The organism is Paraburkholderia sp. NMBU_R16 (assembly GCF_013282575.1).
GTDB lineage: Bacteria > Pseudomonadota > Gammaproteobacteria > Burkholderiales > Burkholderiaceae > Trinickia.
In genome coordinates this window covers 1-26,033 of sequence record NZ_JAAAYE010000002.1, presented here as the reverse complement: position 1 = coordinate 26,033, position 26,033 = coordinate 1, and the positions used below count along the sequence as shown (strand labels likewise).

The following is a 26,033-nucleotide window of genomic DNA, read 5'->3' as shown; positions in this document are numbered from 1 at the left end:
CATGACCGACCACACGATGCGCCTTGCCGGCCTCGAACCGTTCAATGTCTCGACCGGCGCGCTTTTCATCAACGTCGGCGAGCGCACGAACGTCACGGGCTCGAAGGCATTCGCGCGCTTGATTCTGAACGGCCAGTTCGACGAGGCGCTCGCGGTGGCGCGCCAGCAGGTCGAAAACGGCGCGCAAGTCATCGACATCAACATGGACGAGGCGATGCTCGATTCGAAAGCGGCGATGGTCCGCTTCATGAATCTGATCGCCTCCGAGCCCGACATCGCGCGCGTGCCGATCATGATCGATTCCTCGAAGTGGGAGGTGATCGAAGCAGGCCTGAAGTGCGTGCAGGGCAAGGCCATCGTCAATTCGATCTCGCTGAAAGAGGGCGAAGACGCCTTTCGCCATCACGCGCGCCTCATTCGCCGCTACGGGGCCGCGGCCGTCGTGATGGCCTTCGACGAACAAGGCCAGGCCGACACCTTCGAGCGCAAGACGCAAATCTGCGCGCGCTCGTACCGGATCCTCGTCGATGAAGTGGGCTTTCCGCCCGAGGACATCATCTTCGATCCGAACATCTTCGCGGTGGCGACGGGCATCGAGGAGCACAGTAACTACGCGGTCGACTTCATCCAGGCCACGCGCTGGATCAAGCAAAACCTGCCGTACGCGAAGGTGAGCGGCGGTGTGTCGAACGTGTCGTTCTCGTTTCGCGGCAACGATCCGGTGCGCGAAGCGATCCATACCGTGTTCCTCTACCACGCGATTCAGGCGGGTATGGACATGGGGATCGTCAACGCCGGTCAGCTCGGCGTGTATGCCGATCTCGACGCCGAGCTTCGCGAGCGTGTCGAGGATGTCATCCTGAATCGCCGCGCCGATGCGACCGACCGGCTGCTCGAGATCGCCGATCGATTCAAGACCGGCGCCGCGAAGAAGGAAGAAAACCTCGAGTGGCGCAATCAGCCCGTCGAGGCACGCCTCGCGCACGCGCTCGTACACGGCATCACCACGTTCATCGTCGAAGACACGGAAGAGGCGCGCCAGAAGATCGACGCGGCGGGCGGACGCCCGATCAACGTGATCGAAGGCCCCCTCATGGACGGCATGAACATCGTCGGCGACCTGTTCGGACAGGGCAAGATGTTCCTGCCGCAGGTCGTGAAATCGGCACGCGTCATGAAGCAGGCCGTCGCGCATCTGATCCCGTTCATCGAAGCGGAAAAAAAGCTGCTGGCCGAAGCGGGCGGCGACGTGCGCGCGAAAGGCAAGATCGTCATCGCCACCGTCAAGGGCGATGTCCACGATATCGGCAAGAACATCGTTTCGGTCGTGCTTCAGTGCAATAACTTCGAAGTCGTGAACATGGGCGTCATGGTGCCGTGTAACGAGATCCTCGCAAAGGCGAAGGTCGAAGGCGCAGATATCGTCGGCTTGTCGGGACTCATTACGCCGAGCCTCGAAGAGATGGCCTACGTTGCGTCCGAAATGCAGCGCGACGAATACTTTCGCGTGAAGAAGATTCCGCTCTTGATCGGCGGCGCCACCACCTCGCGCGTGCATACCGCCGTGAAGATCGCGCCGCACTACGAAGGGCCCGTGGTCTACGTGCCCGACGCGTCGCGCTCGGTGTCGGTCGCCTCGAGCCTGCTCTCGGACGAAGGCGCAGCCCGGTACCTCGAAGATATCAAGACGGAGTACGAGCGGATCAGGCAGCAGCACGCGAACCGAAAGACGCAGCCGCTCGTCACGCTCGCGGCGGCCCGCGCCAACAAGGCGAAGATCGATTGGGCCCATTTCGAGCCCGTGAAGCCAAAGCTCGTCGGACGGCGCGTGTTCAAGAACTACGATCTGAACGAGCTCGTGAATTACATCGACTGGGGCCCTTTCTTCCAGACGTGGGACCTCGCGGGACCCTACCCCGCGATCCTCAACGACGAGATCGTCGGCGAATCGGCGCGCCGCGTGTTCTCCGATGCGAAGACGATGCTCGCGCGATTGATCCAGGGCCGCTGGCTCAGCGCGAACGGCGTGCTGGCACTGTTGCCGGCCAATACCGTCGGAGACGACGACATCGAGATCTATACCGACGACTCGCGCCGCGAGGTTGCGCTGACCTGGCGCAACCTGCGTCAGCAAAGCGTGCGGCCTGTCGTCGATGGCGTGATGCGGCCTAATCGGTCGCTGGCCGATTTCATTGCGCCGAAGGATTCCGGCATCGCCGACTACATCGGACTGTTCGCGGTCACGGCCGGCATCGGCGTCGACGTCAAGGAAAAGCAGTTTATTGCCGACCTCGACGACTACAGCGCGATCATGCTCAAAGCGCTCGCCGACCGCCTCGCCGAAGCGTTCGCCGAAGCGCTCCACGCGCGCGTGCGGCGCGATCTATGGGGCTACGCGGCAAACGAGGCGCTCGACAACGAGGCGCTCATCGCCGAGCGCTATACCGGGATTCGCCCCGCGCCCGGTTATCCGGCCTGCCCGGATCACCTCGTCAAACGCGATCTTTTCAGGGTGCTCAAAGCGGAAGAAGTGGGAATGAGCGTGACCGATTCACTCGCCATGCTGCCGGCCGCGAGCGTATCGGGGTTCTACCTTGCGCATCCGGATAGCCGCTACTTTTCGGTGGGCAAGATCGGCCGCGATCAGTTGGAGGATTACGCGCGCCGCATGGGCCTTGCCATGGCGGACGCCGAACGCGCGCTCGCGCCGCAGCTCTGAACCGGCGGGCCGCCCGTCGGCGGCCGCCGTTTCGCCCAGCGAGGATGGATTTCGTCGGCCCACCCCAAAGGCCTGGTGTGCCACGCGGTAGTTTATGCATTCCGAGTATTGCGGAGACGGCAGCGTGAAGCGGCTTTTCCCCCCGCGATGCCGGCCCATAAACACACCGCACTCGCCGGCCACGCGTTTCCGGCCGAGGGGAGCCACTCGATGCCTCGTTTTCACTTTTCGCCGACCGCGAGTCCCTCGATCACGGATTCGGCCGTGCCGACGCCGCCTGTCCGGCACAGCCCGCCGCGACCGCCATCGCCTGAGCCGCCCGCCTCATCGCCTGCCCGGCGCTCTGCGAGCGGGATGCTGAGCGCACTCTCCGGTTTGCACAGGTCGCCGCGAACACCAGCGCCAACTCCGTCGACAACGCCTGCCGCTTCGCCAACGCATGTCGCTTCGCGAACGGCTGCGGCTTCCTCGTCGGCCATGGCAGCGGCGCGTGCGCGCCTCGACACGACCGTTGCCGCAGACAGCAGCCCCGGCTACTGGGACGTCCACAACGGTATCCAGCATATGTCGGCGTTGTCCGCCAAGCGCGAGAAACGTTTGTTCAAGAAATCGGCGTCGCAGCAGTACCTCTATGCGAAAGGGCTGACGCCACAGGAGCGCACGGATCTGGAGGAGGCACTCGCGTTCACGATCAGGTCCGGCTCGGACGAAGAGGCCCGTCAGGCGATGACCATGTGGTTGTCGGTACAGCAGGCCCGGTTGCGCACGCATAGCCCGGTGCAGCGGCTCAGATACAAGACCGAGCAGTACCGAAACATCGCCGCCCCGCTGACAACGATCGTGGGTGCGCCGGTGGCGTTGCCGCTGCTTTACAGAACGCGCAACAGGTACTACGCCAGCGCAGAGCGCCCCGAGTACGCCACTGCGTTCAACAACTTCATGAAGATGATCGACGATCCGCAAGTCAGCGAGGATCTGCGGAACGTCGCGGCGTCGCGACTGGCCTATCATGCGCGCAGGGAAGGGACGATCGCGCCCTTGGAGCGATTGTTGCTGCGTGCGGGCGGTCCGGCCGGGCTTGCGGAAGAAGGCTATCGCGTCGATGCAAGCGAGACCGACATTGCGTCGCATATCGGATCGGCATCCGACGACATCGACGCTCAGCAACGGCCGCTTGGCGCCGAGATCAACCGCTTTCTGTATTTTGCGCGCCAGCCCGCGATGCCGGATGCCGGCCGTTTCGATGACGCGGTAGGCGCCCGCGCCTTTGCCCGGGTGTTGGCCCGCACCCTCGAAGACGTGGTCAACACGGAAACGCCCGATCTCCACAGCCACCCGACGATGCGGGCGGGCACCGACGTCTTGCATGCCATCTCGCAGGATGTCGAACTGCGCGAATTTGTCTTCGCGATGTCGGTCAACGCCCTGGGCTCATGCTCGGACAATGTCGCCGAGGGCTTTTCGTCGATCGTCAACGCCGTTCAGAAGCACAAGGTACTGGCGGAGATCGAGGCCGGACGGATGGGCGAGACAGAGTTGAAAGAGTGGGCCCACGCCCAATTCCGACTGTCGGCACTCGAGACCGAGGTTCATCGCTTCATCGAGGAGACGCTTGCCGAATGCAACCGGCTGCTGCCCGAGCACCGCCGGGCCTTGAACGAGATATCGCCGGAATTGGGGCAACTGGCGAATCAATCGGTCGAACCGCACCGCTCGGACCACGAACGTATGGCTATGCTGGCCCGGCTCCGAGACGCGCAGGAGAACATACGCGAACAACTGGATAGCGGGATGGAAAGCGGGGCACTGTCCGCCGACGAGAAGCAGCGTATGGAAGCGCAGTTGGTGCTGCTGCGAACGCACGACGACCTTGCCCGGCGCTGGATCGGCTTGACCTACGAGCCGGTCGAAACCATGCTTCATGCAAAGGCTGCGCTTTATAAAAAGTTACGCCTGCCGGAGAGCACGCCAAGAAGCCTGCAGTTCGACTTGTCGAGCGCCGTGACGAAGCAGGACCTGCGGAAAATGGCGGAAGCCGTTCTGAACCAGGAATCCGATCCCGAAGTCATGCGCGCCTACCGCCTCGGCCACGACACTTGGCGCGCGGGCATCCGGCTGATTCATCACGAGGCGTTCGACAAGCTCGAGGAGAAATTCGCGAGCGATCCGCTCTATGATCGCCCGATCCCACCGGCCGGCGACGAGCACATCGAGGAGCAAGCCGACTATGCTGCGGCCTTCAGGGAACTGGAGGCGCGCCAGCAACAGGCGGAGAACGCCCTTTTGCAGCAGTACGCCTGATAGACGCGTTGCCCGCCGCGCGAAAGTCGACTCCGCTCAAAGGCAAAAACCCGCTTCGGCGATGCAGCCCTGAAGCGGGTTCTTCGTCACGACCCTTACCGCATCGTCGTCGAGGCGACGGCGCACGTCAGGGAACTCGGTCAGACGCCCCAAAGAACGTCCGTGTTCTCCTTTTTTGCGGCGCGCAGCATGTCCAGAAACGGATAGGCGCGCTGAGCGAGCCCGATCGGCAACTCGTGCGGCTCGTGGCCTTCCTCGCCCTCGTGGAAATGGCCTTCGTGCTCGGCGGTTTCCTTCTTGTCGACGACGATGGCCGCCTCGAGCCGCGCGATGGCCGCATCGAGTTCGTCATGGGTGATGACGCCGCGCTCGCCCAGTTTCTTGCCGACGATGCCGACGAGGTACTGGGCCAGATTTTCCAGCATGACGACGTCCGGCGCCGAGCGGCATTTGAAGGTGATCAACATGAGCCATTCCTTACGTTTTTCTGTCGAATCGAAACGCCCCGGCGCACTCCGACTGGCGGCCCCGCGCGAGGGCTTCTGATTCGAGATATTAGCACCTGCTAAAATCCGGCTAGACCGAAAAACGCATCGTCGCATGGTATGGTGCGTCGCACCGTCATTCGACGTCCAGGGCTCGCGCCGGCTGCGTTCGGCGCGCCGCCAGCTTGCAAGCGAGCGCCTGCCTCCCTGCCGGTCCGCACGCGCGGGACCGCCTCACTCGATTCGCACGAAACAGCATGCTGCCTGATCAGAAAGAAACGCTTGAATCCCTGCTCGCCGCGAGCATTCGCCAAGTCACGACCGAGCCGGACGGCGCCGCCGCCGCGCCCGCGCTGCCCGCGATCGTGCTCGAGCGGCCCAAGGTGGCCGCGCACGGCGACATCGCCTGCAATGCCGCGATGCAGCTCGCCAAGCCGCTCAAGACGAACCCGCGCGAGCTCGCGCAACGCATCGTCGACGCGCTGATGGCCGCGCCCGGCGCGCGCGATCTGATCGAAAGCGCCGAAATCGCGGGCCCCGGATTCATCAACCTGCGCCTCGCCAGTGCTGCCAAACAGGCAGCGGTAGCGGCCGTGCTGAACGCCGGCGAGGCATTCGGGCGCGCCAGGCGCGCGACCGGTCAGCGCGTGCTCGTCGAGTTCGTGTCGGCCAACCCGACCGGGCCGCTGCATGTCGGCCACGGGCGGCAGGCCGCGCTCGGCGACGCGCTGGCCAACCTGCTCGCAAGCCAGGGCTTCGATGTGCATCGCGAGTTCTACTACAACGATGCAGGCGTGCAGATCCGCAATCTCGCCATCTCGACGCAAGCGCGCGCACGCGGGCTCAAGCCCGGCGATACGGGCTGGCCCGAATCGGCGTACAACGGCGAGTACATCGCCGACATCGCGCGCGATTACCTGAACGGCGAGACGGTAGCGGCCAAGGATGGAGAGCCCGTCAAGGGCGCGGGCGACCCCGAGGATCTCGACGCGATCCGCCGGTTTGCCGTCGCCTATCTGCGTCACGAACAGGACATGGACCTGCAGGCATTCGGCGTGAAGTTCGATCAGTACTATCTCGAATCGTCGCTCTACACGCACGGGCGCGTCGACGAGACGGTGCGAGCACTGATCGCGGCCGGCAAGACGTTCGAGCAGGAAGGCGCGCTGTGGCTGCGCACGACCGAGTATGGCGACGACAAGGACCGCGTCATGCGCAAGTCCGACGGCAGCTATACCTACTTCGTGCCCGACGTCGCCTATCACGTCACGAAATGGGAGCGCGGCTTCGCCAAGGTCATCAACGTCCAGGGCTCGGACCATCACGGCACGATCGCGCGCGTACGCGCGGGGCTGCAGGCATTGAACGTGGGCATCCCGCAGGGCTACCCCGACTACGTGCTGCACAAGATGGTGACCGTCATGCGCGACGGCCAGGAGGTCAAGATCTCCAAACGCGCGGGCAGCTATGTCACCGTGCGCGATCTGATCGAATGGTCGGGCGGCGCGGCCCCGGGCTCGGAAGCGGCGCCCGACCTGCTCGACGAAGCGACGATCCGGCGCGGGCGCGACGCGGTGCGCTTCTTCCTGATCTCGCGCAAAGCCGATACCGAATTCGTCTTCGACGTCGACCTCGCGCTCAAGCAAAACGACGAAAACCCCGTCTATTACGTGCAATATGCGCACGCGCGGATTTCGTCGGTACTGGCCGAGTGGAAGGCGCGCTTCAACGGCGACGAAGCCGCGCTCGGCACCTGCGACGTTGCGCCGCTCACGAGCGCGCGCGCGATGGCGCTGCTCGCGAAACTCGCCGAATACCCGGACATGCTCGCGCATGCGGCCACCGAGCTGGCCCCGCACGCGATCGCCTTCTATCTGCGCGAACTCGCAGGCGAATTCCACTCGTTCTACAATGCCGAGCGCGTCCTCGTCGACGAACGCGCCGAGCGCGAAGCGCGCATCGCGCTCATCGCCGCGACGCGGCAGGTTCTCGCCAACGGTCTTGCCCTCATCGGCGTGTCGGCGCCGGCCAAAATGTAACGCCGAGGCGGCAGGCGGCTCATCGCTATAATCGGGGGCCGCTCGCCGCGCGCTTTCAGTCGACGGGTTTTCCGGGTTTCTTTCGCAGGTGATTCAGACAATGGCCAAACCGAGCCGCACTTCGCCACGCAGCGCATCCAAGCAGTCCAGGCAAACGGGGAGCACTTTCCTGGGCATCGTGCTGGGACTCATCGTCGGACTCGCGATCGCTGTCGTGGTGGCGCTTTACATCACGCGCGCCCCCACGCCATTCGTCGATAAGGTCGCGCCGCCCGCCGCCTCGGGCGCAGGCGCCGATCAACAATACGATCCGAACCGCGCGCTGCAAGGCAAGTCGCCCGGCCAGCCCGTACCGCAAGCAGCCCAGAATCCGCCGCCCAATACGGCGCCCGGCCAGTCGACGGCCCCAGCCGGCAAGCCGAACGCGCCCGGCCTGCTCGAAGAGCCGCAGATCGTCGAGGTCCCCCCCGCCGGGTCGGCAACGAGCGCGACACCGGCGCAGCCCCCGCAGGCCGAGCAAAACGGCGGCGCGGCCGCTCCGACGAAAAAGCCGCCGCAAACGGCCAACGCACCGGCAGGCGGCAGCGTGCCGGCACCGCAGCACGCGAACAACGCGTCGGTACCCGCCGCGGCAAGCGCCGCGAACGCACAGGCCAATACGGGATACTTCCTGCAAGTGGGCTCGTACCGTACCGCGGCCGATGCCGAGCAGCAGCGCGCACGCCTGGCCTTCCAGGGCTTCGAATCGAAAGTGACACAACGCGACGCAAGCGGTACGACCTACTACCGCGTGCGCATCGGACCGTTCTCGAAGTTCGAGGACATGAACGCGACGCGCCAACGGCTCTCGGAAGCCGGCGTCGATACGGCCGTCATTCGCTTCACGAAACAGTAAATAATCAGGATCAACGCGACCGCCATGAAAAAACTGATTCGTTCCTTCCTGTTCGCATTCGGCCTCGCCGTCGTCGGCGCCACCCAAGCCGCGCCCGCGGCGCTCGTCGCCGGCAAGGACTACACCGTCATGAAGACGCCTCAGCCAGCGGACGTGCCCGCCGGCAAGGTGGAAGTCGTCGAATTCTTCTGGTACGGCTGCCCACACTGCAACGAGTTCGAGCCATATCTCGAATCGTGGATCAAGAAGCAGGGGCCGGATGTCGTCTTCAAACGCGTGCCGGTCGCTTTCCGTCCCGAGTTCGTCCCGCATACGAAGCTCTATTACGCGCTGAAGACGCTCGGCGTCGAAGAGAAGCTCACGCCGCTGGTCTTCAACGAAATCCATCAGAAGAAGGACTACCTGCTCACGCCTGAAACGCAGGCGGATTTTCTCGCGAAGCAAGGCATCGACAAGCAGAAGTTCCTGAGCGCCTACAACTCGTTCTCGACTACGAGCGAAACCAATCGCGCCGCCCAGATGGTCAAGGACTACGATATCGACGGCGTGCCGACGCTCGTCGTTCAAGGCAAGTACGTGACCGGTCCCGCGCAGACGAACAGCCTGCCCGGGACGCTGACCGTGCTCGATGCGCTCGTCGCGCAGGTCCGCGCCAAGAAGATGTAAGCCGGCTGTGCGCCGACGGGACGTACCGCTCAAAGTATTCATCACGGGCGCATCGAGCGGCATCGGGCTCGCGCTCGCCACCGAATATGCGCGCCGCGGTGCCGTGCTGGGCCTCGTCGCGCGGCGCACCGAAGTACTCGATGCATTCGCCCGCCGCTTTCCCGCTACAGCTGTTGCCGCCTACCGCGCCGATGTGCGCGACGCACGCGCGCTCGCCGACGCAGCCGAGCAGTTCATGGCCGCCCACGGGCTGCCCGATATCGTCATCGCCAATGCAGGCGTGAGTAAGGGTGTCGCGACGGGGCACGGCGATCTCGCCGCGTTTCGCGAAGTGATGGATGTCAATTGCTACGGCATGGCGGCCACGTTCGAGCCGTTTGCGGCCCGAATGAGCGAGGCGCGTCGCGGCACGATCGTCGGCATTGCCAGTGTGGCCGGCGTACGCGGACTGCCCGGCTCCGGCGCCTATAGCGCATCGAAGGCGGCGGCCCTCGCCTACCTCGAATCGCTGCGCGTCGAAATGCGTCCCTATGGGGTTGCCGTCGTGACCATCGCGCCCGGCTACGTCCGTACCGCCATGACCGCCCGCAATCCCTATCCGATGCCCTTCCTCATGGACGCCGATCGCTTCGCCGCAAAGGCGGCCCGCGCGATCGAGCGACGAGTGCGCTTCGCGGTTTTTCCTTGGCCGATGCGCGTCGTCGCTGTCTTGCTCAGGCTGCTGCCGCGCGTCCTCTACGATGCGATCTTCGAAAAGGCACCGCGCAAGCCACGCCAACCGGCGGCCTGAGGGCGGCCGGCGCGAAGCGGTCTCGCGCCGCGCTCGCGCATCGCCACCCACCTGTTTCGATATATCGATATAGTTTTCATGCCGTTGTCGCGCTCGTGGCATTGGTCTAAGCTGACCGCGGCCGGGCGCCGCGCGACAGTAAATGGAACACCGCGGATGCGCCCGGGCGCACGAACGAATACGATAACGCACGAAACTGCGCTAAACCGCGCCAAGCCGCGGATCACGCATCGCTCACTCGGAGAACCCATGCGCGTCAAACCGCTCGCTGCCTTGCTGGCTCTCTTGCCGGCTCTCTCGCTTGCCAAGCCGCTTACCGTCTGTACCGAGTCGAGCCCGGACGGCTTCGACGTCGTTCAATACAATTCGCTCGTGACGACGAATGCTTCGGCCGATGTCATCTTCAACACGCTCGTGTCGTACGACGAGGCGCAAAAGAAGGTCGTGCCGTCACTCGCCGATAAATGGGACGTCAGCGGCGACGGCCTCACCTATACGTTCCATCTGCGGCCGAACGTCCAATTCCAGCAGACCGACTACTTCAAACCGACCCGCCCGCTCACGGCTGACGATGTCGTCTTTACGTTCTCGCGCATGCTCGATGCGAACAACCCTTGGCACAAGGTCGCCGGTCCGAACGGCTTTCCGCATGCGCAATCGATGGGCCTCGTGAAGCTCGTGAAAGCGGTGACGAAAGTCGACGACTCGACGGTGAAGTTCGAGCTCAATGAACCGAATGCGACGTTCGTACCGGTCCTGACAATGGGATTCGCGTCGGTCTATTCCGCCGAGTATGCCGATCAGTTGCTCAAGGCGGGCAAGGAGACCGAGCTCAACGGCAAGCCGGTCGGAACCGGCCCGTTCGTGCTCAAGAGCTACACGAAGGACGCGCTCATCCGCTACGACGCCAACCCCCGGTACTGGGGGCCCAAGCCGAAGGTCGACAAGCTCATTTATGCGATCACGCCCGACGCGACGGTGCGCGCGCAGAAGGTCCGGGCACGCGAATGCGATATTGCGCTGTCTCCCAAACCGCAGGACGTGGCGGCCGCCAAGGCCGATAAAGCGCTGAAAGTGGTGGAAGCTCCGGCTTTCATGACGGCCTTCGTTGCGCTCAATACCGAGCACAAGCCGCTGGACAACGAGAAGGTCAGGCAGGCACTCAATCTGGCCTTCGATCGCACCACCTATCTGAAGACCGTCTTCGACAATACGGCCCAGCCGGCGACGAATCCCTATCCGCCCAATACCTGGAGCTATGACAAGTCGATCGTGCCGTACGGATACAACATCGAGCAGGCCAAAAAGCTGTTGCGTGACGCCGGCTTCCCGGACGGCTTCAAAACCACGATCTGGACGCGCCCGACCGGCAGTGTGCTGAACCCGAATCCGAAGGCCAGCGCGGAGCTCCTGCAGGCCGATCTTGCCAAGATAGGCGTGAAAGCCGACATCAAGGTCATCGAATGGGGCCAGCTCATCAAGGACGCCAAGCAGGGCCAGCACGACCTGCTCTTCATGGGATGGGCGGGCGACAACGGCGACCCCGATAACTATCTGACGCCGCTCTTCAGTTGCAATGCGGTCAAGTCCGGCATCAACTTCTCGCGCTATTGCGATCCGCAACTCGACAAGCTGATTGCCGATGGGCGTTCCACCCCCGATCAGGCCAAGCGGGCCAAGGACTACGAGGCTGCCCAGAAGATCATTCACGACGAGGCGCTGTGGATTCCGCTCGGTTATCCGACAGCGGCCGCGATTACGCGGGCCAACATCAGCGGTTATCGCGTCAGTCCATTCGGACGGCAGAACTTCGATGGGGTGCAGGTCCAGTAGCGCGATTCGAGCCACAGCCCCTGCCGCGCGCGGCGGGGGCTCGCACTGTGTCGTCCGACGTAGGTCGACGGCGCTCAACCGGCGATTGCCGCCAAGTCGTCCCGTACCGTATTCATGACGGAGCCCCAATCGCCGCGCGCAGGCTGTCGTATCAATCGCGCGCCCGGATACCACGGCGTCTCGGATCGTTCGAGACCCCAGCGCCAGTCCGGCGTATAGGACAACAGAACCCATACCGGCTTGCCGAGCGCGCCGGCCAAGTGCGCGACGGCGGTATCGACGCTGATCACGAGGTCGAGCTCGGCGATGAGCGCCGCCGTTTCGGCGAAGGTATGCAAATCTTCGGAGACGTCGAGCACCGAAGCGTTTCGCAGCACCGCGAGATCCTCGGCCCTCACATCCTTGACGAGCGATACGAAGCTCGCGCGCTCCGCGAACGCGTCGAACACGGGTTGCCATGCCTCGAGCGAAGTCGAACGATGGCGGCCGTTGAGGTTGCCGGTATTACCGCTCCAGGCCACGCCGACGCGCAGCCGCCCATTCGAAGCCGCAAGGCGTTCACGCCATCGCGCCCGCTTTGCCCCATCGGCGTGCAGATAGGGAATGTCGGCAGGAATCGGTGCGCGATGCGCGGCCAGGGCGAACGGCAGGCTCAGCAGCGGACAATGCAGGTCGAACGGGGGCAGCGGCTCGCTCTCCCCGATGACTGCGGCCGCGCCGCGGTAATCGGACACGAGCTCGAGCAGTGCGTCCTGCACGCGCAAGACGACGCGTGCGCCGCTCGCTGTCAGCAAATCGACGTAACGCACGAACTGCAACGTATCGCCAAAGCCCTGCTCGTTGAAAACGAGTACCGTCTTGCCCGCGACCGGCGACTCGCCGCGCCAAGGGTCAGGCCAGGGCGGCGGCACTTGCTCGCCGTCTTTCCAGCGCCATTCGTATTCGCGCCAACCGTGCTCGAACTGGCCGAGCAGCAGGTTCGTCTGCGCGCGGTTGGTGCGCGCGCCTGGATGATCGGGATCGAGCTGAACGGCCTTCTTGAACATGCGCAACGCTTCGTCGAACCGATGCAAATCGCGCAACGCAACGCCGAGATTGATGTAGGCGACCACGGCTTTCGGATCGATCTCGATCGCGCGGCGGTAGGCGGCGATTTCCTCTTCGTAGCGGCCCGCGAGGCCGAGCGCGCGGCCGACGTTGTAGTGGCTTTGCCAGGCCCGGGGTTCGAGATCGCGCACCGTGGATAGCAATCTCGCGGCGCGCTCATGGTCCTCGATCTCGCTGGCCGAGCGTGCCGCCGCATGGAGCGTCGCGATGGCACGCGGCGATAGCGCAAGCGCTTCGTCGAAGCAGGCCAGCGCACGCGCGTGCCGCCCCGCCGCCTGGTTGGCGAGGCCCGCGTCGTGCCAGCGAACGGCAGTGGCCGGCAACGATGCGAGCGCGCGTTCGAAGTAGTCAGCCGCCGCATTCGCGTCGCCTTGCCGCCCCGCGATATAGGCCAGCCCTTCCAGCGCGTCGCCGCAGCGAGGATCGGCCTCGATCGCCTCGCGCAGCAGCGCGGCCGCTTCGTCGAGACGCGAATCGCGAAAATGCGCATAAGCGGCTTGGAGTCGGGCATCGAAGTCGGACGGGTGAGCGCGGTCGGTCATGAGGCGGGCAGAAAGGGGAACGTTGCACGGCGGGTAAGCAGTTTAGCCGATGGCAGCCGGCAGCCTGCGATCGGTCAGTGCGCGCTGCGCCGACTGCGAGCGCATCGGCAAAGGGCTGCTTGCGCGGTTGATGGCACGCCGCGCGCCGGTGTTCTATGCTTGGTGCACTTTTCAGGTGCGAGCAGACGCGCCGCGCCTTTTTCCCGGAGTCCACCATGTCGTACCTGCTCCTTATCGTCGAGCCCACCGATCAGCGCGATGAACGCACGCCCGAAGAAGGGCGCGCCGCCTACGACGCCATGCTTCGCTTCGCCGACGACCTCAATTCCCGCGGCATGCTCGTCGCGTCCCAAGCGCTGGCACACCAGCGAGAGTCCGTGCGCGTGCAGGTGCGCGACGGAGAACGGCGTCTGGTCGACGGTCCGTTCGCCGAAGCGAAGGAAATGGTGGGCGGCTTTTACCTGCTCAATTGCGATCGCGAGGAAGAAGCCATCGCCATCGCCGCCGAATGCCCGGCGGCGCAATGGTGCACGGTCGAGGTACGGCGCCTCGCCCCTTGCTACGAATAGGGGTTATCCCTTGATCGAGTCCGTTGACGTCGAGCCGGTCGCATCCGAATCGTCGTATCGAAGGAGGCCCGCGGCTCGTGGGTCGTCAACGATAAAGGAGCGATGCGATGCGATTCATGATCATGGTGAGAGCGACGGGGGCGAGCGAGGCGCAGACACGGCCCGGCGAAGGCGTCGACGCGAAAGTGATGGCCGAGATGGCCGCCTATCACGAAGCGCTGGCGAAGGCCGGCGTGCTGCTGGACGCGAACGGTCTGAAGCCCAGCGCCGAAGGCTGGCGCGTGCACTATTCCAACGGCAAGCGCACGGTGATCGATGGCCCGTTCGCCGAAACGAAGGAGCTCATCGCGGGCTATACGATGATTCAGGTCCGCTCGCGCGAAGAGGCGATGGAATGGGCCCGGCGTTTCCCCGCGCCGTTCGGCGAAACGAAAGAAGGAACGATCGAAGTGCGCGAGGTGTTCGAGCTGGAAGACTTCGAGCCGGCCACCGCCGGCGCAGCAGCGCACGACCATGAACGCCAGACGACGCGGCGCTGATCGACGGTGAGCACGATGGAAACGACAAACGCGACGCACCGCGCAATCGAGGCCGTCTGGCGCATCGAAGCCGCGCGCGTCGTGGCGCATGCCGCGCGGCTCGTGCGCGATATCGGCGTGGCGGAGGAACTGGCGCAGGATGCGCTCGTGGCCGCGCTAGAACATTGGCCGCGCGAAGGCGTGCCCGACAATCCCGGTGCCTGGCTGATGGCCACGGTCAAGCACCGGGCGCTCGATAAGCTGCGGCTCGATGCGCTGCATGCGCGCAAGCACGAAGCGATCGGCCGCGACCTCGACGCGCTCGAAGCCCATATCACGCCCGATTTCGTCGACGGGCTCGATGCCGCGCGCGCGGACGACATCGGCGACGATCTCTTGCGCCTCGTGTTCACAGCCTGTCATCCGGTTCTGTCGACCGATGCCCGCGTGGCGTTGACCTTGCGGCTGCTGGGCGGGCTCACGACGCATGAGATCGCACGCGCGTTTCTCGTCTCCGAGTCGACGATCGCGCAGCGCATCGTCCGAGCGAAACGGACGCTTTCCGCCGCCAAAGTGCCGTTCGAAGTACCGCGGGCCGACGAACGCGCAACGCGACTGGCGTCGGTCCTCGAAGTGATCTATCTGATTTTCAACGAAGGCTATGCGGCGACGGCGGGCGACGACTGGATGCGTCCCGCGCTATGCGATGAAGCGGTGAGACTCGGCCGCATCCTTGCCGAACTGGCAAAAGAAGAAAGCGAAGTGCATGGGCTCGTGGCACTGATGGAATTGCAGGCGTCGCGGCTTCACGCGCGCACCGATGCGGACGGACGTCCTGTTCTGCTTGCCGATCAGGATCGCTCGCGCTGGGACCCGCTGCTGATTCGGCGTGGGCTGGCCGCACTGGAGCGGGCGGAGTCGCTCGGCGGCACGCTGGGGCCCTACGCACTGCAAGCGGCACTTGCGGCCTGCCATGCGCGGGCGCATAGCGCCGCCGAAACCGATTGGGCCCAAATCGTCGCGCTTTACGATGCGTTGGCGCAAGTCGCGCCTTCGCCGGTCGTCGAACTCAATCGCGCGGTGGCGGTGGGAATGGCGTTCGGCCCCGAAGCAGGGTTCGCCGTCGTCGAGCAATTGTCGGGCGAGCCGTCGCTTGCGCGCTATCACTGGCTGCCGAGCGTGCGCGGCGACCTGCTCGCGAAGCTCGGCCGACACGAGGCGGCCCGCGCCGAATTCGAACGCGCCGCCGCGATGACGCAAAACGGACGCGAGCGCGAATTGTTGCTCGAACGGGCCAGGCAAATGAGCGAGGCTGGCGCCGGCGGCGGCTAAGGGTGGAACCTGCGCGTCCCCCCGGGGCGTGGCGGCCGTCGGCGTTGCGCCGCAAAGTCAGAAAGTTCTACGGTCCCGGTCCGCTGGGAGCGACCACAATGTGGGGGCGACCTCAGAAGCGACATCATCGACCATGGACAAGCCCACGATACTGACCGGCGATCGCCCGACCGGCCCCCTTCATATCGGCCATTACCTCGGCTCGTTGCGTAATCGCGTCGCGCTGCAGGACAGCCATCGCCAGTTCGTGCTCATCGCCGACGCTCAGGCGTTGACCGACAATATGAACGATCCGGCCCGCGTTACGCGCAACGTCGACGAAGTGGCATTGGACTATCTCGCAGTCGGCCTGGACCCAGCCAAGGTCACCATCTGTCTGCAATCGCAATTGCCGGCGCTCAGCGAGTTGACGATGCTCTACCTCAACCTCGTCACCGTCGCGCGGCTCGAACGTAATCCGACGGTAAAGGACGAAATTCACGCCCGCGGGTTCGCCCGCGACATTCCGGCAGGCTTTCTCTGTTACCCCGTCGCCCAGGCTGCCGACATCACGGCATTTCGCGCCACCGTGGTACCGGTCGGCGAGGATCAATTGCCGATGATCGAGCAAACCAATGAGATCGTGCGGCGCCTGAACCGCCAGTCGGGACGAAATCTCCTCCCCGAGGCAACGGCGCTGCTTTCCGAGTTCGGCAGGCTGCCCGGCATCGACGGAAAAGCCAAGATGTCGAAGTCGCTGGGCAACGCCATCGCGCTGTCGGCCAGCGACGACGAGATCCGCCACTCGGTCAAGATGATGTACACGGATTCGAACCACTTGCGCATTTCGGATCCGGGCCGCGTTGAAGGCAACGTGGTTTTCACCTACCTCGATGCGTTCGATCCGGACAAGGCCGAACTCGACGAACTGAAGGCACGCTATCGGCGCGGTGGGCTCGGCGACAGCGTGCTGAAGCAACGGCTCGAAGCCATCCTCATCGATGTCATCGCCCCGCTGCGTGAGCGTCGCGCCGCCTATGCCGCCGACCCGGACACCGTGCGGGACATCGTTCGCAACGGTACGATGCTGGCTCGCGTCGTGACGCAGCAAACCCTCGAGTGGGTCAAATCGGCGCTCGGTCTTTACGCGTTCTGAATACTGAACCGCACAACGCCGTCCGCTCCTTCCACCCGTTCGAGCTCGCCCGCCAGCCAAAGCAAGTTGAGGTGCGCGAGCGCTTCGCCCATCGCGAACGTCAACTGGTGAACGTCGAGCGCGCGCTTGAACATCATGGGCACGATCTCGGCTGCCGATTGCGGCGCACGCGCGCACGCCTCGCGCACTTCCGCAAGACGCGCATCGTGATGCGTGCGCAATTGCGCGATGCGCGTGACGAGCCCTCGAAACGGCCGTCCATGCGAAGGCAGCACGAGCGTGTCGGCCGGCATCGGCTCGTAGCGGCCCAGCGATTCGAGGTAAAGCGCGAGCGGATTGCCCTCGGGCTCGATATCGAACACGGACACGTTGGTCGAAATGCGCGGCAACACCATGTCGCCCGAAATCAGCACGCCTGCGTCTTTGCTGAAAAGCGCGCAGTGTTCGGGCGAATGGCCGTAGCCGGCCACCACGTGCCATTCATGCGCACCGATTCTCAAGCTATCGCCGTCGCGCAGCCGGCGGAACTGCGACGGAATCGACGGTACGAGCCTGCTGTAGTAGTCGCGGCGATTGCGCAGCTTCTCCAGTGCGTCCTCATCGGCGAGCCCATGCCGCGCGAAATGACGCGCCGCACCCGCACCTCCGGCGTTGGAGCCGTCGCCCGCAGCCATGACGCGCCCGAACATGTACTCGCCGAGTGTAATCCAGAGCCGCACGTCCCAGCGCTCGCGCGCACCGCCCTTGCAAATCCAGTCGGCCAGCCCGAGGTGATCCGGATGGCAGTGCGTGACGAGCGTGCGCAGCACGGGCAACCCATCGAGCTGCGTATCGAAGATCGTTTCCCAATGCGCCTTGATGGTTTCGTCGGCGATACCGCAATCGACGACCGTCCATCCTTCGCGCCCATCGATTTCATCGCGCAGCAGCCACAGATTGATGTGATCGAGCACAAACGGCAGCGGCATGCGCAGCCAATAGATGCCGGGTGCGACTTCACGCGTGTGCCCCGGCTCGACGAGCGTGTCGCCGAACGGATAGTCGAGTTGATGCTCGAGGATATTCATCAGTCGAAAACTCTCTTGGCCGTCCCGTCGCCGCGCCCTCGGAAAACCGTGCCAGTTGCGCTTTGCGGAAGTTGACGATAACGTAAACGTCGATCGATTTTACCCGATCTGCCCGAAACGTCATTCGCGGCCGTTGCCGCAGGCGTTCGGTCGATCCCGACCTATGAGCCAGCACTACACGATCACCGAGCTTGCGCGAGAATTCGCCGTCACACCGCGCGCCATCCGCTTCTACGAAGATCAGGGATTGCTCGCGCCGCGCCGCGAAGGTTCGAGCGGGCTGCGCCGCGTCTATTCGAATCGGGACCGCACGCGGCTCAAGCTGACGCTGCGCGGCAAGCGCTTGGGGTTCACGCTCTCGGAGATTCGCAACTTGCTGGACCTCTACGAATCGCCGACCGACACCGTGCCGCAATTGCAGGCGTTTCTCGCCACCATCGCACAGCATCGCGACGTGCTCGAAAAGCAGCTCGAAGATCTGAATGCAACGCTTCAGGACCTCGCGCAGTACGAGGCGCAGTGCCGCTCGATGCTGGCCGAGAGCGAGACGAACGAAGCCAGCGAGGCGGAGCGCTCATGAATCAGTTTCCGAAACTGCTGTCCTCGCAGATCGGCTTCGATGTCGCGCAGTCGATCCTCGAGGGATTCAACCGCCACTATGGCGCGTTTCGGGAAGCGGCCGTGCATGCGAAGACGCTTTTCGAAGCGGGAGACTGGCACGGCTTGCAAAAGCTCGCCCGGGATCGCATCGCCTCGTACGACAATCGCGTCGACGAATGCGTGATGCGGCTCGAGGACGAATACGACGCGGAAAATATCGACGATGAAGTCTGGCAGCAGATCAAGCTTCATTACATCGGACTGCTCACGCATCATCTGCAGCCCGAGTGCGCGGAAACGTTCTTCAATTCGGTCTGCTGCAAGATTTTGCACCGTTCGTATTTCAACAACGACTTCCTGTTCGTGCGCCCCGTCATCTCGACCGAATATCTGGAGAACGAGGAGCCCGCGGCCAAGCCGACCTATCGCGCTTATTACCCGGGCAAGGACGGTCTCGCGAAAACACTCGAGCGCATCGTCACGAACTTCCAGCTCGACATTCCGTTCGATGACCTCGCGCGCGACGTCGCTTGCATCATCGACATGATTCACGATACCTACGGTGCGTTTTCGGAGGCGTTCAACTTCCAGGTGCACGTGCTGTCGTCGCTTTTCTTCCGCAACAAGGCGGCCTACATCGTCGGACGGATCATCAACGGCGAGGTGCTGCTGCCGTTTGCGGTGCCGATCCGCCACGTACGTCCCGGCGTGCTCGCGCTCGATACGGTCCTGCTCAAGCGCGAGCAGTTGCAGATCATTTTCAGCTTCTCGCACTCGTACTTTCTCGTCGACATGGAAGTGCCGTCGGCGTACGTGGACTTTCTCGCCACACTGATGCCGGGCAAACCGAACGCCGAAATCTATACGTCGCTCGGCCTGCAAAAGCAGGGCAAAAATCTTTTTTATCGCGACCTGCTCAAGCACCTCTCGCATTCGAGCGATCACTTCATCATCGCGCCCGGCATCAAGGGGCTCGTGATGATCGTGTTCACGCTGCCGTCTTTTCCGTACGTCTTCAAGCTCATCAAGGACTACTTTCCGCCGCCGAAGGACACGACCCGCGAGCGGATCCAGGAAAAGTATCTGCTCGTCAAACGGCACGATCGTCTGGGACGCATGGCCGATACGCTCGAATATTCGAGCGTCGCACTGCCGTTGTCGAGGCTCGACGACGCCCTGATCCGCGAGCTCGAAAGGGAAGCGCCCTCGATGATCGAATACGAGGGCGACTGCCTCATCATCCGCCATCTGTACATCGAGCGCCGCATGGTGCCGCTGAACCTGTTCCTGCAAAACGGAACGGAGGCTGACATCGATCATGCGATCAAGGAGTACGGCGATGCGATCAAGGAGCTCATGCAGGCGAATATTTTCCCCGGCGACATGCTCTATAAGAACTTCGGCGTGACGCGGCACGGGCGCGTGGTCTTCTACGATTACGACGAAATCGAGTATCTGACCGATTGCAACGTGCGCCATGTGCCGCAAGCGCAAACCGAGGAAGACGAGCTTTCGGCGGAGCCCTGGTACACCGTCGGTCCGAACGACATCTTTCCCGAAACGTACGGCACGTTCTTGCTCGGCGACCCTACCGTGCGTCGCCATTTTCTACGCCACCATGCGGACTTCTTCGACCCCGCCTTGTGGCAAAAACACAAGGAGCTGCTTCTCAGGGGCGAATTGCCCGACTTTTTCCCCTATGACCAGAGCGTGCGCTTTTGTAACCGCTACCCCCACCGTTTTCGCCCGGCCGGCGAAACCGAGGGCGAAGCGGGCAGCAATGCGTCCGATGACGACAAGCAGGCAGCGTGAACGGCCGGGGCTGTTCGTCCCCGGAACGATGAAGCGCCCGTCCAACGCCGCGGCATGCACACGCCGCTACGCCGAGGTCCAACCACTGATCCGACTATGAACGAAATCGACCAAAACCACCCCCTCGCACAGCTTTTCGTCAACAACCAGGCGTGGGTCGAGCGCAAGCTCGCCGAGGACCCGCAGTACTTCTCGCGCCTGGCGGACCAGCAAACGCCCGAGTACCTGTGGATCGGCTGCTCCGATTCGCGCGTGCCGGCGAACCAGATCATCGGTTTGCCGCCGGGGGAAGTGTTCGTCCATCGCAATATCGCGAACGTGGTCGTGCATACGGACCTGAACTGTCTGTCGGTCATCCAGTTCGCCGTCGATCTGCTCAAGGTCAAGCACATCATGGTCGTCGGACATTACGGCTGCTCGGGGGTGGGTGCGGCGCTCTTCGATCGGCGCGTGGGTCTGGCCGATAACTGGCTGCACCACATTCATGACGTGCGAGCCAAACACGCGGCGCTGCTCGACGAATGGCCGATGGGAGAGGTACGTCATCGACGTCTCGTCGAACTGAACACCATCGAGCAGGTCGTCAACGTCTGCCGCACCACCATCGTCAACGATGCCTGGGCCCGCAGCCAACCGCTGACGGTTCACGGGTGGACCTACGGCGTGCACGATGGACGCATGCGCAATCTCGGCATGACCATTTCGAACGCCGAGATGGTGGGTGCGACTTACGAACGTTGTATCGCCGCGCTGTCGGCCAAAGGGGCCGGCTCGAACGCGAACGATATGGTCGCCGCCGACGCCGCCCAGTTGGAAAAGCTGAGCGCCGTCGTCGAAGGTGTCATCCAGGAGATCAAACATGACTGACGCGAAATCAAACGCTCGCGACGCGATCGTGATCGTGGGCGCGGCCCGCACCCCGATGGCGGGCTTTCAGGGAGAGCTTGCATCGCTCACGGCACCTCAGCTCGGCGCGGCCGCCATTGCCGCCGCGCTCGAACGCTCGGGCCTGAAGCCGGAGGCCATCGACGAAGTGCTGATGGGCTGCGTGCTGCCGGCGGGCCTCGGCCAGGCACCGGCGCGCCAAGCCGCGCTCGGCGCGGCACTGCCTCTCTCGACCGGCTGCACGACCGTCAACAAGATGTGCGGCTCGGGCATGCGCACGGCCATGTTCGCGCACGACATGCTGGCGGCCGGATCGGTCGACGTCGCGATCGCGGGCGGCATGGAAAGCATGACCAACGCGCCCTATTTGCTGCCGAAAGCGCGCGGCGGCATGCGCATGGGGCATGGGCAGGTCATCGATCACATGTTCTACGACGGCCTCGAAGACGCGTACGACAAAGGGCGATTGATGGGTACGTTCGCCGAGGAATGCGCGGCCTCGTTCGGATTTTCGCGCGAGGCGCAGGATGCGTTCGCCGTGGAATCGCTCGTGCGCGCGAAACGCGCCAACGAAGACGGCTCGTTCGCGTGGGAAATCGCGCCCGTGAAAGTAGCGGGCCGCAAGGGCGACGAGACCACCATCGCGCGCGACGAGCAGCCGTTCAAGGCCAACCTCGAGAAGATTCCAACGCTCAAGCCCGCTTTCAGCAAGACGGGCACCGTCACCGCAGCCAACTCGTCGTCGATTTCGGATGGCGCAGCGGCGCTCGTGATGATGCGGGCCTCACACGCCGAGGCACTCGGGCTCACCCCACTTGCGCGCGTCGTCGGACATTCGACTTTCGCTCAAGAACCGTCGAAGTTCACCACCGCCCCCGTCGGCGCGATCCGCAAGCTGCTCGAGAAAAACCGCTGGCAGGCGAATGACGTCGATCTGTATGAGATCAACGAAGCGTTCGCCGTCGTCACGATGGCCGCGATGCGCGAGCATGCGATTGCGCACGAGAAGGTCAATGTGCATGGCGGCGCCTGCGCACTCGGCCATCCGATCGGCGCATCGGGTGCTCGCATCCTCGTTACGCTGATCGGCGCGCTCAGGAAGTACGGCGGCAAGCGCGGCGTCGCCAGCTTGTGCATCGGCGGCGGCGAGGCGACCGCCATGGGTATCGAGATCGTCTGATCTTCGAGCGTTCATTGCGCGCCGACCTGCCAAAGGCGTAGCGGTCCGCGGCGGCGCTTTCCGAGGGACGAATGACATGAGAACAGCATTGATCGTAGGCGCATCGCGCGGCATCGGCCATGAGTTCGTCCGTCAATACCGCGAGGCAGGCTGGCGCGTCATCGCCACGGCGCGCGATGGCGGATCGCTCGGAGCACTCGAAAGCACGCTCGGCGCGGAAGCCGTTTCGCTCGACACGACGGAGCCCGACGAAATCGCCGCCTTCGCGGACCGACTCGCGGGCGAGCGCTTGCATGTCGCCATCATCGCGGCCGGCGTCTACGGACCGCAGACGGAAGGCGTCGAAGCGTTCTCGGTCGAAGACTTCGACTACGTCATGACGACGAACGTGCGCGGGCCCATGCTGCTGATGCCCGTGCTATTGCCGCTCGTCGAATCGGTAGAAGGGGTTCTGGCCGTGCTGTCGAGCCGCATGGGCAGCATCGGCGAGGCAACGGGCACGACAGGCTGGCTTTATCGCACGAGCAAGGCGGCGCTCAATTGCGCGGTACGCATCTCCGCGCTGCAAACGCGCCACGCGAGCTGCATCGCACTGCATCCCGGCTGGGTACGGACCGACATGGGCGGTGCGCAAGCCGCGCTCGATCCTGCATCGAGCGTGGCCGGCATGCGCAACGTGATCGCGCAAGCGGGTGCCGCGCGCAAAGCATTCAACGGGCACTTCGTGCAGTACGACGGGACGACGATCGACTGGTGAGACTCGCGCGGGTAGACGCCGCGCACCGACTTGCCCGATGACAAAGGCGAGTCGAATCGTTATCGATGAGGAGACAGATTCAATGGTGCTCGATCAGGATCACACGATGATCCGCGATGCGGTGCGCACGTTCGTGCGCGATGCCATCCTGCCGCAGGCGGCAGCCTGGGATCGCGACCGCACCTTTCCGAAAGACGTGCATCGCCAGCTCGCCGAACTCGGCGCGTACGGCGTCATGGTGCCACCCGAACACGGCGGCGCGGGGCTCGACGCACTCGCGCTGGCGCTGATTCTGGAAGAGATCGCGGCAGGCGACGGCGGGACGTCGACCGCGATTTCCGTCAACAACTGCCCGGTGTGCAGCATCTTGCTGACCTATGGAAACGACGCGCAAAAGCGCGACTGGCTTGCCCCGCTCGCGCGTGGCGAGATGCTCGGTGCGTTTTGCCTGACGGAGCCGCAGGCGGGCTCGGACGCGTCGGCATTGCGCACGACGGCGCGACGCGATGGCGACAGCTACGTCATCGATGGCGTGAAGCAGTTCATCACGAGCGGCAAAGAAGGCGACGCGGCCATCGTGCTGGCGGTGACCGACAAGGCAGCCGGCAAGCGAGGCATCAGCGCGTTCATCGTACCGACGGCGACGCCCGGCTATATCGTTGCGCGGCTCGAGGACAAGCTCGGCCAGCACTCGTCCGACACGGCCCAGATCGTCTTCGAGAACTGCCGCATTCCGGTCGCCAACCGCATCGGCGTCGAAGGCGAAGGCTACCGGATCGCGCTCTCGGGGCTCGAGGGCGGGCGCATCGGCATCGCGGCGCAAAGCGTGGGAATGGCGCGCGCCGCGTTCGACGCGGCTCTGGCCTATGCCCGCGAGCGTGAGAGCTTCGGGCAACGAACCTTCGATCATCAGGCCGTGCAGTTCCGCTTCGCCGAAATGGCCACCCAACTCGAAGCCGCGCGCCAGCTCGTCTGGCACGCCGCGTCGCTGAAAGACGCGGGACTGCCGTGTCTGACCGAAGCGGCCATGGCGAAACTCTTTGCGTCGGAAGCGGCTGAACGGATCTGCTCGGCCGCGCTCCAGAGTTTCGGCGGCTACGGGTATGTCACCGATTTTCCGGTGGAGCGCATCTATCGCGATGTGCGGGTTTGCCAGATCTACGAAGGTACGAGCGACATCCAGAAGATCTTGATCGCGCGAGGGCTCGCTTGAGTACTCCGCTCGGCCGCGCGGCGGCCTTCTGCGCGCCGCGCTTGCCCGGTAATACGTCTATCCGATGAAGGCTGATCGAATCGAAGCTACGACGACTGTCTGTCCGTGCGGCGGCGCCGCGCCAGGCCGTGCGCCGACAGCGAAAGCCCCGCTTTTCGCGCAGTGCTGCGGCCGCTATCTGAGCGGTGCCGCCCACGCGCCCAATGCGCTCGAACTGATGCGCTCGCGCTATACGGCCTACGTACTCGGCGATACGGCGTATCTGCGTGCAACGTGGGAAACCGCCACCTGCCCACGCGATCTCGATGTCGATCCGTCGGCGCCCGACGCGCCCAACTGGTTAGGGCTGCAGATCAAACGCCACGAGGTGCTCGATGCGGCTCACGAATGCGTCGAATTCGTCGCTCGGTTCAAGCAGGGCGGGCGCGGCCATCGGCTGCACGAGCTCAGCCGTTTCGCGCGCTCGGACGACGGCCGATGGCGCTATGTCGATGGGGATGTGAGCGAGCGCTGACTCTCGAGGCAAGCGCCGCGATACGCGGTCCGCACGGGGCAAATCCGCGAATTTTCGCGCTCCGGCGCGTCGGCCGCTCAGGCACAGTGACAAGCTCAGAATCCAAAACGGTCACGTCCCATGCCCCGATCCGCCCAACGCTCCGATGCGCCCGCGCTCGCGCCCACTCAGATCGCGCTGCTGCTGCAAGGCGGCGGCGCACTGGCCAGCTTTCAGTGCGGTGCGTACGAAACGCTTCAAGCCGCCGGCATCGAACCCGCATGGGCCGTCGGCATTTCGAGCGGCGCACTGAACGCCACCGTTCTCGCCGGCAATCCTCCCGAGCGCCGGCTCGAGCGACTGCGCGCGTTCTGGGAGACGATCAGTCAGCCCGCGCTGCCCTACCCTCCGGCGCTGCGGGCATGGAGCACTTTCGTGCGGGGCCGCGCGGGCTTTTTTCGGCCCAAGGCTGTGCCGACCTTCATGCAGCGCTATTACGGCTCGGAATTCGAGAGCTGGTACGACGTCTCGCCGCTGCGCGACACGCTCGAACGGTTCGCCGATTTCGATCGCATCAACGATGCACGCTCGATGCGCCTGTCGCTCGGTGTGGTGGAAGTGCGCAGCGGGCAATGTGTCTATTTCGATAACCGGCGTACGCGGCTCACGGCCGAGCATGTCCTGGCCAGTTGCGCATTACCGCCCGGGTTCGCGCCTATCGAAATCGACGGCACGCACTATTGGGATGCCGGCCTGATCTCGAATACGCCGCTCGAGTGTCTGCTGCTCGATTGGCCGCAGGTTCCGACGCTCGTCATTGCGCTCGATCTCTGGCGGGCACCCGGCACGGTGCCCGTCGATTCGACCGGGATTGCGTCCGTCATGCAGGACCTCCAATACACGGCCCGGACCCAACCGATGCGGGCCATGCTGGACGCGATGGAGCAAACCAGAGGGTCGCTCGCCTCAGGGTTGTGTCGCGATAACGGAGCCATGACGAGCAAGCGGCGATTCGCTTAGGAGTCCTTACATAAGCAGCGAATAGAACTGCGCGGCGACCGTTCGAGTGGCGTGGTCACCCTTCATTTGGCCTTT

The 26,033-nt window shown here is 64.2% G+C and carries 23 protein-coding genes; 19 read left to right on the top strand and 4 right to left on the bottom strand.

Translation table 11 applies throughout. From position 1 onward, the window contains the following. Position 1: 1 nt before the first annotated feature. Complete coding sequence (gene metH / locus GWC77_RS01000; protein ID WP_173255143.1) at positions 2–2,719, top strand: methionine synthase; 2,718 nt, start codon at positions 2–4, stop codon at positions 2,717–2,719. 221 nt (positions 2,720–2,940) lie between these two features. Here metH and GWC77_RS00995 read toward each other — a convergent pair whose 3' ends face one another. Then, positions 2,941–3,198 carry a hypothetical protein gene (locus GWC77_RS00995; protein ID WP_173254994.1) on the bottom strand — a complete coding sequence of 86 codons (258 nt, stop codon included), beginning with the start codon at positions 3,196–3,198 and terminating at the stop codon, positions 2,941–2,943. On the opposite strand from GWC77_RS00995, the gene GWC77_RS00990 reads away from it, so the two are divergent. Next, positions 3,197–5,020 (top strand): NEL-type E3 ubiquitin ligase domain-containing protein, encoded by a 1,824-nt coding sequence (locus GWC77_RS00990; protein WP_173254992.1) that lies wholly within the window; start codon positions 3,197–3,199, stop codon positions 5,018–5,020. The two genes, GWC77_RS00995 and GWC77_RS00990, sit on opposite strands and share 2 nt — an antisense overlap. Before the next feature lie 140 nt (positions 5,021–5,160). Here the strand turns inward: GWC77_RS00990 and GWC77_RS00985 are convergent, their stop codons facing one another. Then, positions 5,161–5,487 carry a DUF1840 domain-containing protein gene (locus GWC77_RS00985; RefSeq protein ID WP_173254990.1) on the bottom strand — a complete coding sequence of 109 codons (327 nt, stop codon included), beginning with the start codon at positions 5,485–5,487 and terminating at the stop codon, positions 5,161–5,163. A 275-nt stretch (positions 5,488–5,762) separates the two neighbouring features. Between GWC77_RS00985 and argS the strand changes: the two genes are divergently transcribed. The 5 genes from argS (at position 5,763) to GWC77_RS00960 (ending at position 11,728) form a co-directional block, all read left to right on the top strand. Beyond that, on the top strand, positions 5,763–7,544 hold the full coding sequence (argS, locus tag GWC77_RS00980) for an arginine--tRNA ligase (RefSeq protein ID WP_173254988.1): 1,782 nt from the start codon (positions 5,763–5,765) through the stop codon (positions 7,542–7,544). 100 nt (positions 7,545–7,644) lie between these two features. Continuing rightward, positions 7,645–8,439 (top strand): SPOR domain-containing protein, encoded by a 795-nt coding sequence (locus GWC77_RS00975; RefSeq protein WP_173254986.1) that lies wholly within the window; start codon positions 7,645–7,647, stop codon positions 8,437–8,439. Positions 8,440–8,463: 24 nt separating this feature from the next. Continuing rightward, on the top strand, positions 8,464–9,105 hold the full coding sequence (locus tag GWC77_RS00970) for a thiol:disulfide interchange protein DsbA/DsbL (protein WP_173254984.1): 642 nt from the start codon (positions 8,464–8,466) through the stop codon (positions 9,103–9,105). A 7-nt stretch (positions 9,106–9,112) separates the two neighbouring features. Next, on the top strand, positions 9,113–9,895 hold the full coding sequence (locus GWC77_RS00965) for an SDR family oxidoreductase (RefSeq protein WP_367948980.1): 783 nt from the start codon (positions 9,113–9,115) through the stop codon (positions 9,893–9,895). Between the two features lie 249 nt (positions 9,896–10,144). Beyond that, positions 10,145–11,728 carry an ABC transporter substrate-binding protein gene (locus tag GWC77_RS00960; RefSeq protein ID WP_173254980.1) on the top strand — a complete coding sequence of 528 codons (1,584 nt, stop codon included), beginning with the start codon at positions 10,145–10,147 and terminating at the stop codon, positions 11,726–11,728. 74 nt (positions 11,729–11,802) lie between these two features. Here GWC77_RS00960 and GWC77_RS00955 read toward each other — a convergent pair whose 3' ends face one another. Further along, positions 11,803–13,377 carry a tetratricopeptide repeat protein gene (locus GWC77_RS00955; RefSeq protein ID WP_173254978.1) on the bottom strand — a complete coding sequence of 525 codons (1,575 nt, stop codon included), beginning with the start codon at positions 13,375–13,377 and terminating at the stop codon, positions 11,803–11,805. A gap of 215 nt (positions 13,378–13,592) precedes the next feature. Between GWC77_RS00955 and GWC77_RS00950 the strand changes: the two genes are divergently transcribed. From GWC77_RS00950 to trpS, 4 genes are all read left to right on the top strand, one after another. Further along, positions 13,593–13,946: a YciI family protein gene (locus tag GWC77_RS00950; RefSeq protein ID WP_173254976.1), complete on the top strand. Its 354-nt coding sequence runs from the start codon at positions 13,593–13,595 to the stop codon at positions 13,944–13,946. A 107-nt stretch (positions 13,947–14,053) separates the two neighbouring features. Then, positions 14,054–14,485, top strand: a complete 432-nt coding sequence (locus tag GWC77_RS00945; protein WP_173254974.1) for a YciI family protein — start codon at positions 14,054–14,056, stop codon at positions 14,483–14,485. A gap of 15 nt (positions 14,486–14,500) precedes the next feature. Then, the gene (locus GWC77_RS00940; RefSeq protein ID WP_173254972.1) at positions 14,501–15,796 is read left to right on the top strand and encodes an RNA polymerase sigma factor; all 1,296 of its coding nucleotides are present in this window, start codon (positions 14,501–14,503) and stop codon (positions 15,794–15,796) included. 133 nt (positions 15,797–15,929) lie between these two features. Further along, positions 15,930–16,931: a tryptophan--tRNA ligase gene (gene trpS / locus GWC77_RS00935; RefSeq protein WP_173254970.1), complete on the top strand. Its 1,002-nt coding sequence runs from the start codon at positions 15,930–15,932 to the stop codon at positions 16,929–16,931. Here trpS and GWC77_RS00930 read toward each other — a convergent pair. Continuing rightward, complete coding sequence (locus tag GWC77_RS00930) at positions 16,919–17,998, bottom strand: MBL fold metallo-hydrolase (protein WP_173254968.1); 1,080 nt, start codon at positions 17,996–17,998, stop codon at positions 16,919–16,921. The two genes, trpS and GWC77_RS00930, sit on opposite strands and share 13 nt — an antisense overlap. A gap of 163 nt (positions 17,999–18,161) precedes the next feature. Here GWC77_RS00930 and GWC77_RS00925 point away from each other — a divergent pair, with 163 nt between their 5' ends. From GWC77_RS00925 to GWC77_RS00890, 8 genes are all read left to right on the top strand, one after another. Beyond that, positions 18,162–18,578 carry a MerR family DNA-binding transcriptional regulator gene (locus GWC77_RS00925; protein ID WP_173254966.1) on the top strand — a complete coding sequence of 139 codons (417 nt, stop codon included), beginning with the start codon at positions 18,162–18,164 and terminating at the stop codon, positions 18,576–18,578. Beyond that, the gene (gene aceK / locus GWC77_RS00920) at positions 18,575–20,410 is read left to right on the top strand and encodes a bifunctional isocitrate dehydrogenase kinase/phosphatase (protein WP_173254965.1); all 1,836 of its coding nucleotides are present in this window, start codon (positions 18,575–18,577) and stop codon (positions 20,408–20,410) included. Before GWC77_RS00925 ends, aceK begins: the two co-directional genes overlap by 4 nt. Positions 20,411–20,506: 96 nt before the next feature. Next, positions 20,507–21,277, top strand: a complete 771-nt coding sequence (can, locus tag GWC77_RS00915; RefSeq protein ID WP_173254963.1) for a carbonate dehydratase — start codon at positions 20,507–20,509, stop codon at positions 21,275–21,277. After that, on the top strand, positions 21,270–22,475 hold the full coding sequence (locus GWC77_RS00910) for an acetyl-CoA C-acetyltransferase (RefSeq protein WP_173254961.1): 1,206 nt from the start codon (positions 21,270–21,272) through the stop codon (positions 22,473–22,475). Before can ends, GWC77_RS00910 begins: the two co-directional genes overlap by 8 nt. Positions 22,476–22,551: 76 nt before the next feature. After that, on the top strand, positions 22,552–23,232 hold the full coding sequence (locus tag GWC77_RS00905) for an SDR family oxidoreductase (protein ID WP_173254959.1): 681 nt from the start codon (positions 22,552–22,554) through the stop codon (positions 23,230–23,232). An 82-nt stretch (positions 23,233–23,314) separates the two neighbouring features. Then, positions 23,315–24,445: an acyl-CoA dehydrogenase family protein gene (locus GWC77_RS00900; protein WP_173254957.1), complete on the top strand. Its 1,131-nt coding sequence runs from the start codon at positions 23,315–23,317 to the stop codon at positions 24,443–24,445. A gap of 64 nt (positions 24,446–24,509) precedes the next feature. After that, positions 24,510–24,959: a YchJ family protein gene (locus GWC77_RS00895; RefSeq protein ID WP_173254955.1), complete on the top strand. Its 450-nt coding sequence runs from the start codon at positions 24,510–24,512 to the stop codon at positions 24,957–24,959. Between the two features lie 120 nt (positions 24,960–25,079). After that, a complete protein-coding gene (locus tag GWC77_RS00890; RefSeq protein WP_173254953.1) occupies positions 25,080–25,958 on the top strand; it encodes a patatin-like phospholipase family protein in 879 nt (292 codons plus the stop codon). Positions 25,959–26,033 lie beyond the last annotated feature (75 nt).

Excerpts from the sequence above, each read along its gene's own strand:
- metH (WP_173255143.1), top strand. The coding sequence starts at position 2 with ATGACCGACCACACGATGCGCCTTGCCGGCCTCGAACCGTTCAATGTC.
- GWC77_RS00990 (WP_173254992.1), top strand. The coding sequence starts at position 3,197 with ATGGCAGCGGCGCGTGCGCGCCTCGACACGACCGTTGCCGCAGACAGC.
- GWC77_RS00995 (WP_173254994.1), bottom strand. The coding sequence starts at position 3,198 with ATGGCCGACGAGGAAGCCGCAGCCGTTCGCGAAGCGACATGCGTTGGC.
- GWC77_RS00985 (WP_173254990.1), bottom strand. The coding sequence starts at position 5,487 with ATGTTGATCACCTTCAAATGCCGCTCGGCGCCGGACGTCGTCATGCTG.
- argS (WP_173254988.1), top strand. The coding sequence starts at position 5,763 with ATGCTGCCTGATCAGAAAGAAACGCTTGAATCCCTGCTCGCCGCGAGC.
- GWC77_RS00975 (WP_173254986.1), top strand. The coding sequence starts at position 7,645 with ATGGCCAAACCGAGCCGCACTTCGCCACGCAGCGCATCCAAGCAGTCC.
- GWC77_RS00970 (WP_173254984.1), top strand. The coding sequence starts at position 8,464 with ATGAAAAAACTGATTCGTTCCTTCCTGTTCGCATTCGGCCTCGCCGTC.
- GWC77_RS00960 (WP_173254980.1), top strand. The coding sequence starts at position 10,145 with ATGCGCGTCAAACCGCTCGCTGCCTTGCTGGCTCTCTTGCCGGCTCTC.
- GWC77_RS00955 (WP_173254978.1), bottom strand. The coding sequence starts at position 13,377 with ATGACCGACCGCGCTCACCCGTCCGACTTCGATGCCCGACTCCAAGCC.
- GWC77_RS00950 (WP_173254976.1), top strand. The coding sequence starts at position 13,593 with ATGTCGTACCTGCTCCTTATCGTCGAGCCCACCGATCAGCGCGATGAA.
- GWC77_RS00945 (WP_173254974.1), top strand. The coding sequence starts at position 14,054 with ATGCGATTCATGATCATGGTGAGAGCGACGGGGGCGAGCGAGGCGCAG.
- GWC77_RS00940 (WP_173254972.1), top strand. The coding sequence starts at position 14,501 with ATGGAAACGACAAACGCGACGCACCGCGCAATCGAGGCCGTCTGGCGC.
- trpS (WP_173254970.1), top strand. The coding sequence starts at position 15,930 with ATGGACAAGCCCACGATACTGACCGGCGATCGCCCGACCGGCCCCCTT.
- GWC77_RS00930 (WP_173254968.1), bottom strand. The coding sequence starts at position 17,998 with ATGAATATCCTCGAGCATCAACTCGACTATCCGTTCGGCGACACGCTC.
- GWC77_RS00925 (WP_173254966.1), top strand. The coding sequence starts at position 18,162 with ATGAGCCAGCACTACACGATCACCGAGCTTGCGCGAGAATTCGCCGTC.
- aceK (WP_173254965.1), top strand. The coding sequence starts at position 18,575 with ATGAATCAGTTTCCGAAACTGCTGTCCTCGCAGATCGGCTTCGATGTC.
- can (WP_173254963.1), top strand. The coding sequence starts at position 20,507 with ATGAACGAAATCGACCAAAACCACCCCCTCGCACAGCTTTTCGTCAAC.
- GWC77_RS00910 (WP_173254961.1), top strand. The coding sequence starts at position 21,270 with ATGACTGACGCGAAATCAAACGCTCGCGACGCGATCGTGATCGTGGGC.
- GWC77_RS00905 (WP_173254959.1), top strand. The coding sequence starts at position 22,552 with ATGAGAACAGCATTGATCGTAGGCGCATCGCGCGGCATCGGCCATGAG.
- GWC77_RS00900 (WP_173254957.1), top strand. The coding sequence starts at position 23,315 with ATGGTGCTCGATCAGGATCACACGATGATCCGCGATGCGGTGCGCACG.
- GWC77_RS00895 (WP_173254955.1), top strand. The coding sequence starts at position 24,510 with ATGAAGGCTGATCGAATCGAAGCTACGACGACTGTCTGTCCGTGCGGC.
- GWC77_RS00890 (WP_173254953.1), top strand. The coding sequence starts at position 25,080 with ATGCCCCGATCCGCCCAACGCTCCGATGCGCCCGCGCTCGCGCCCACT.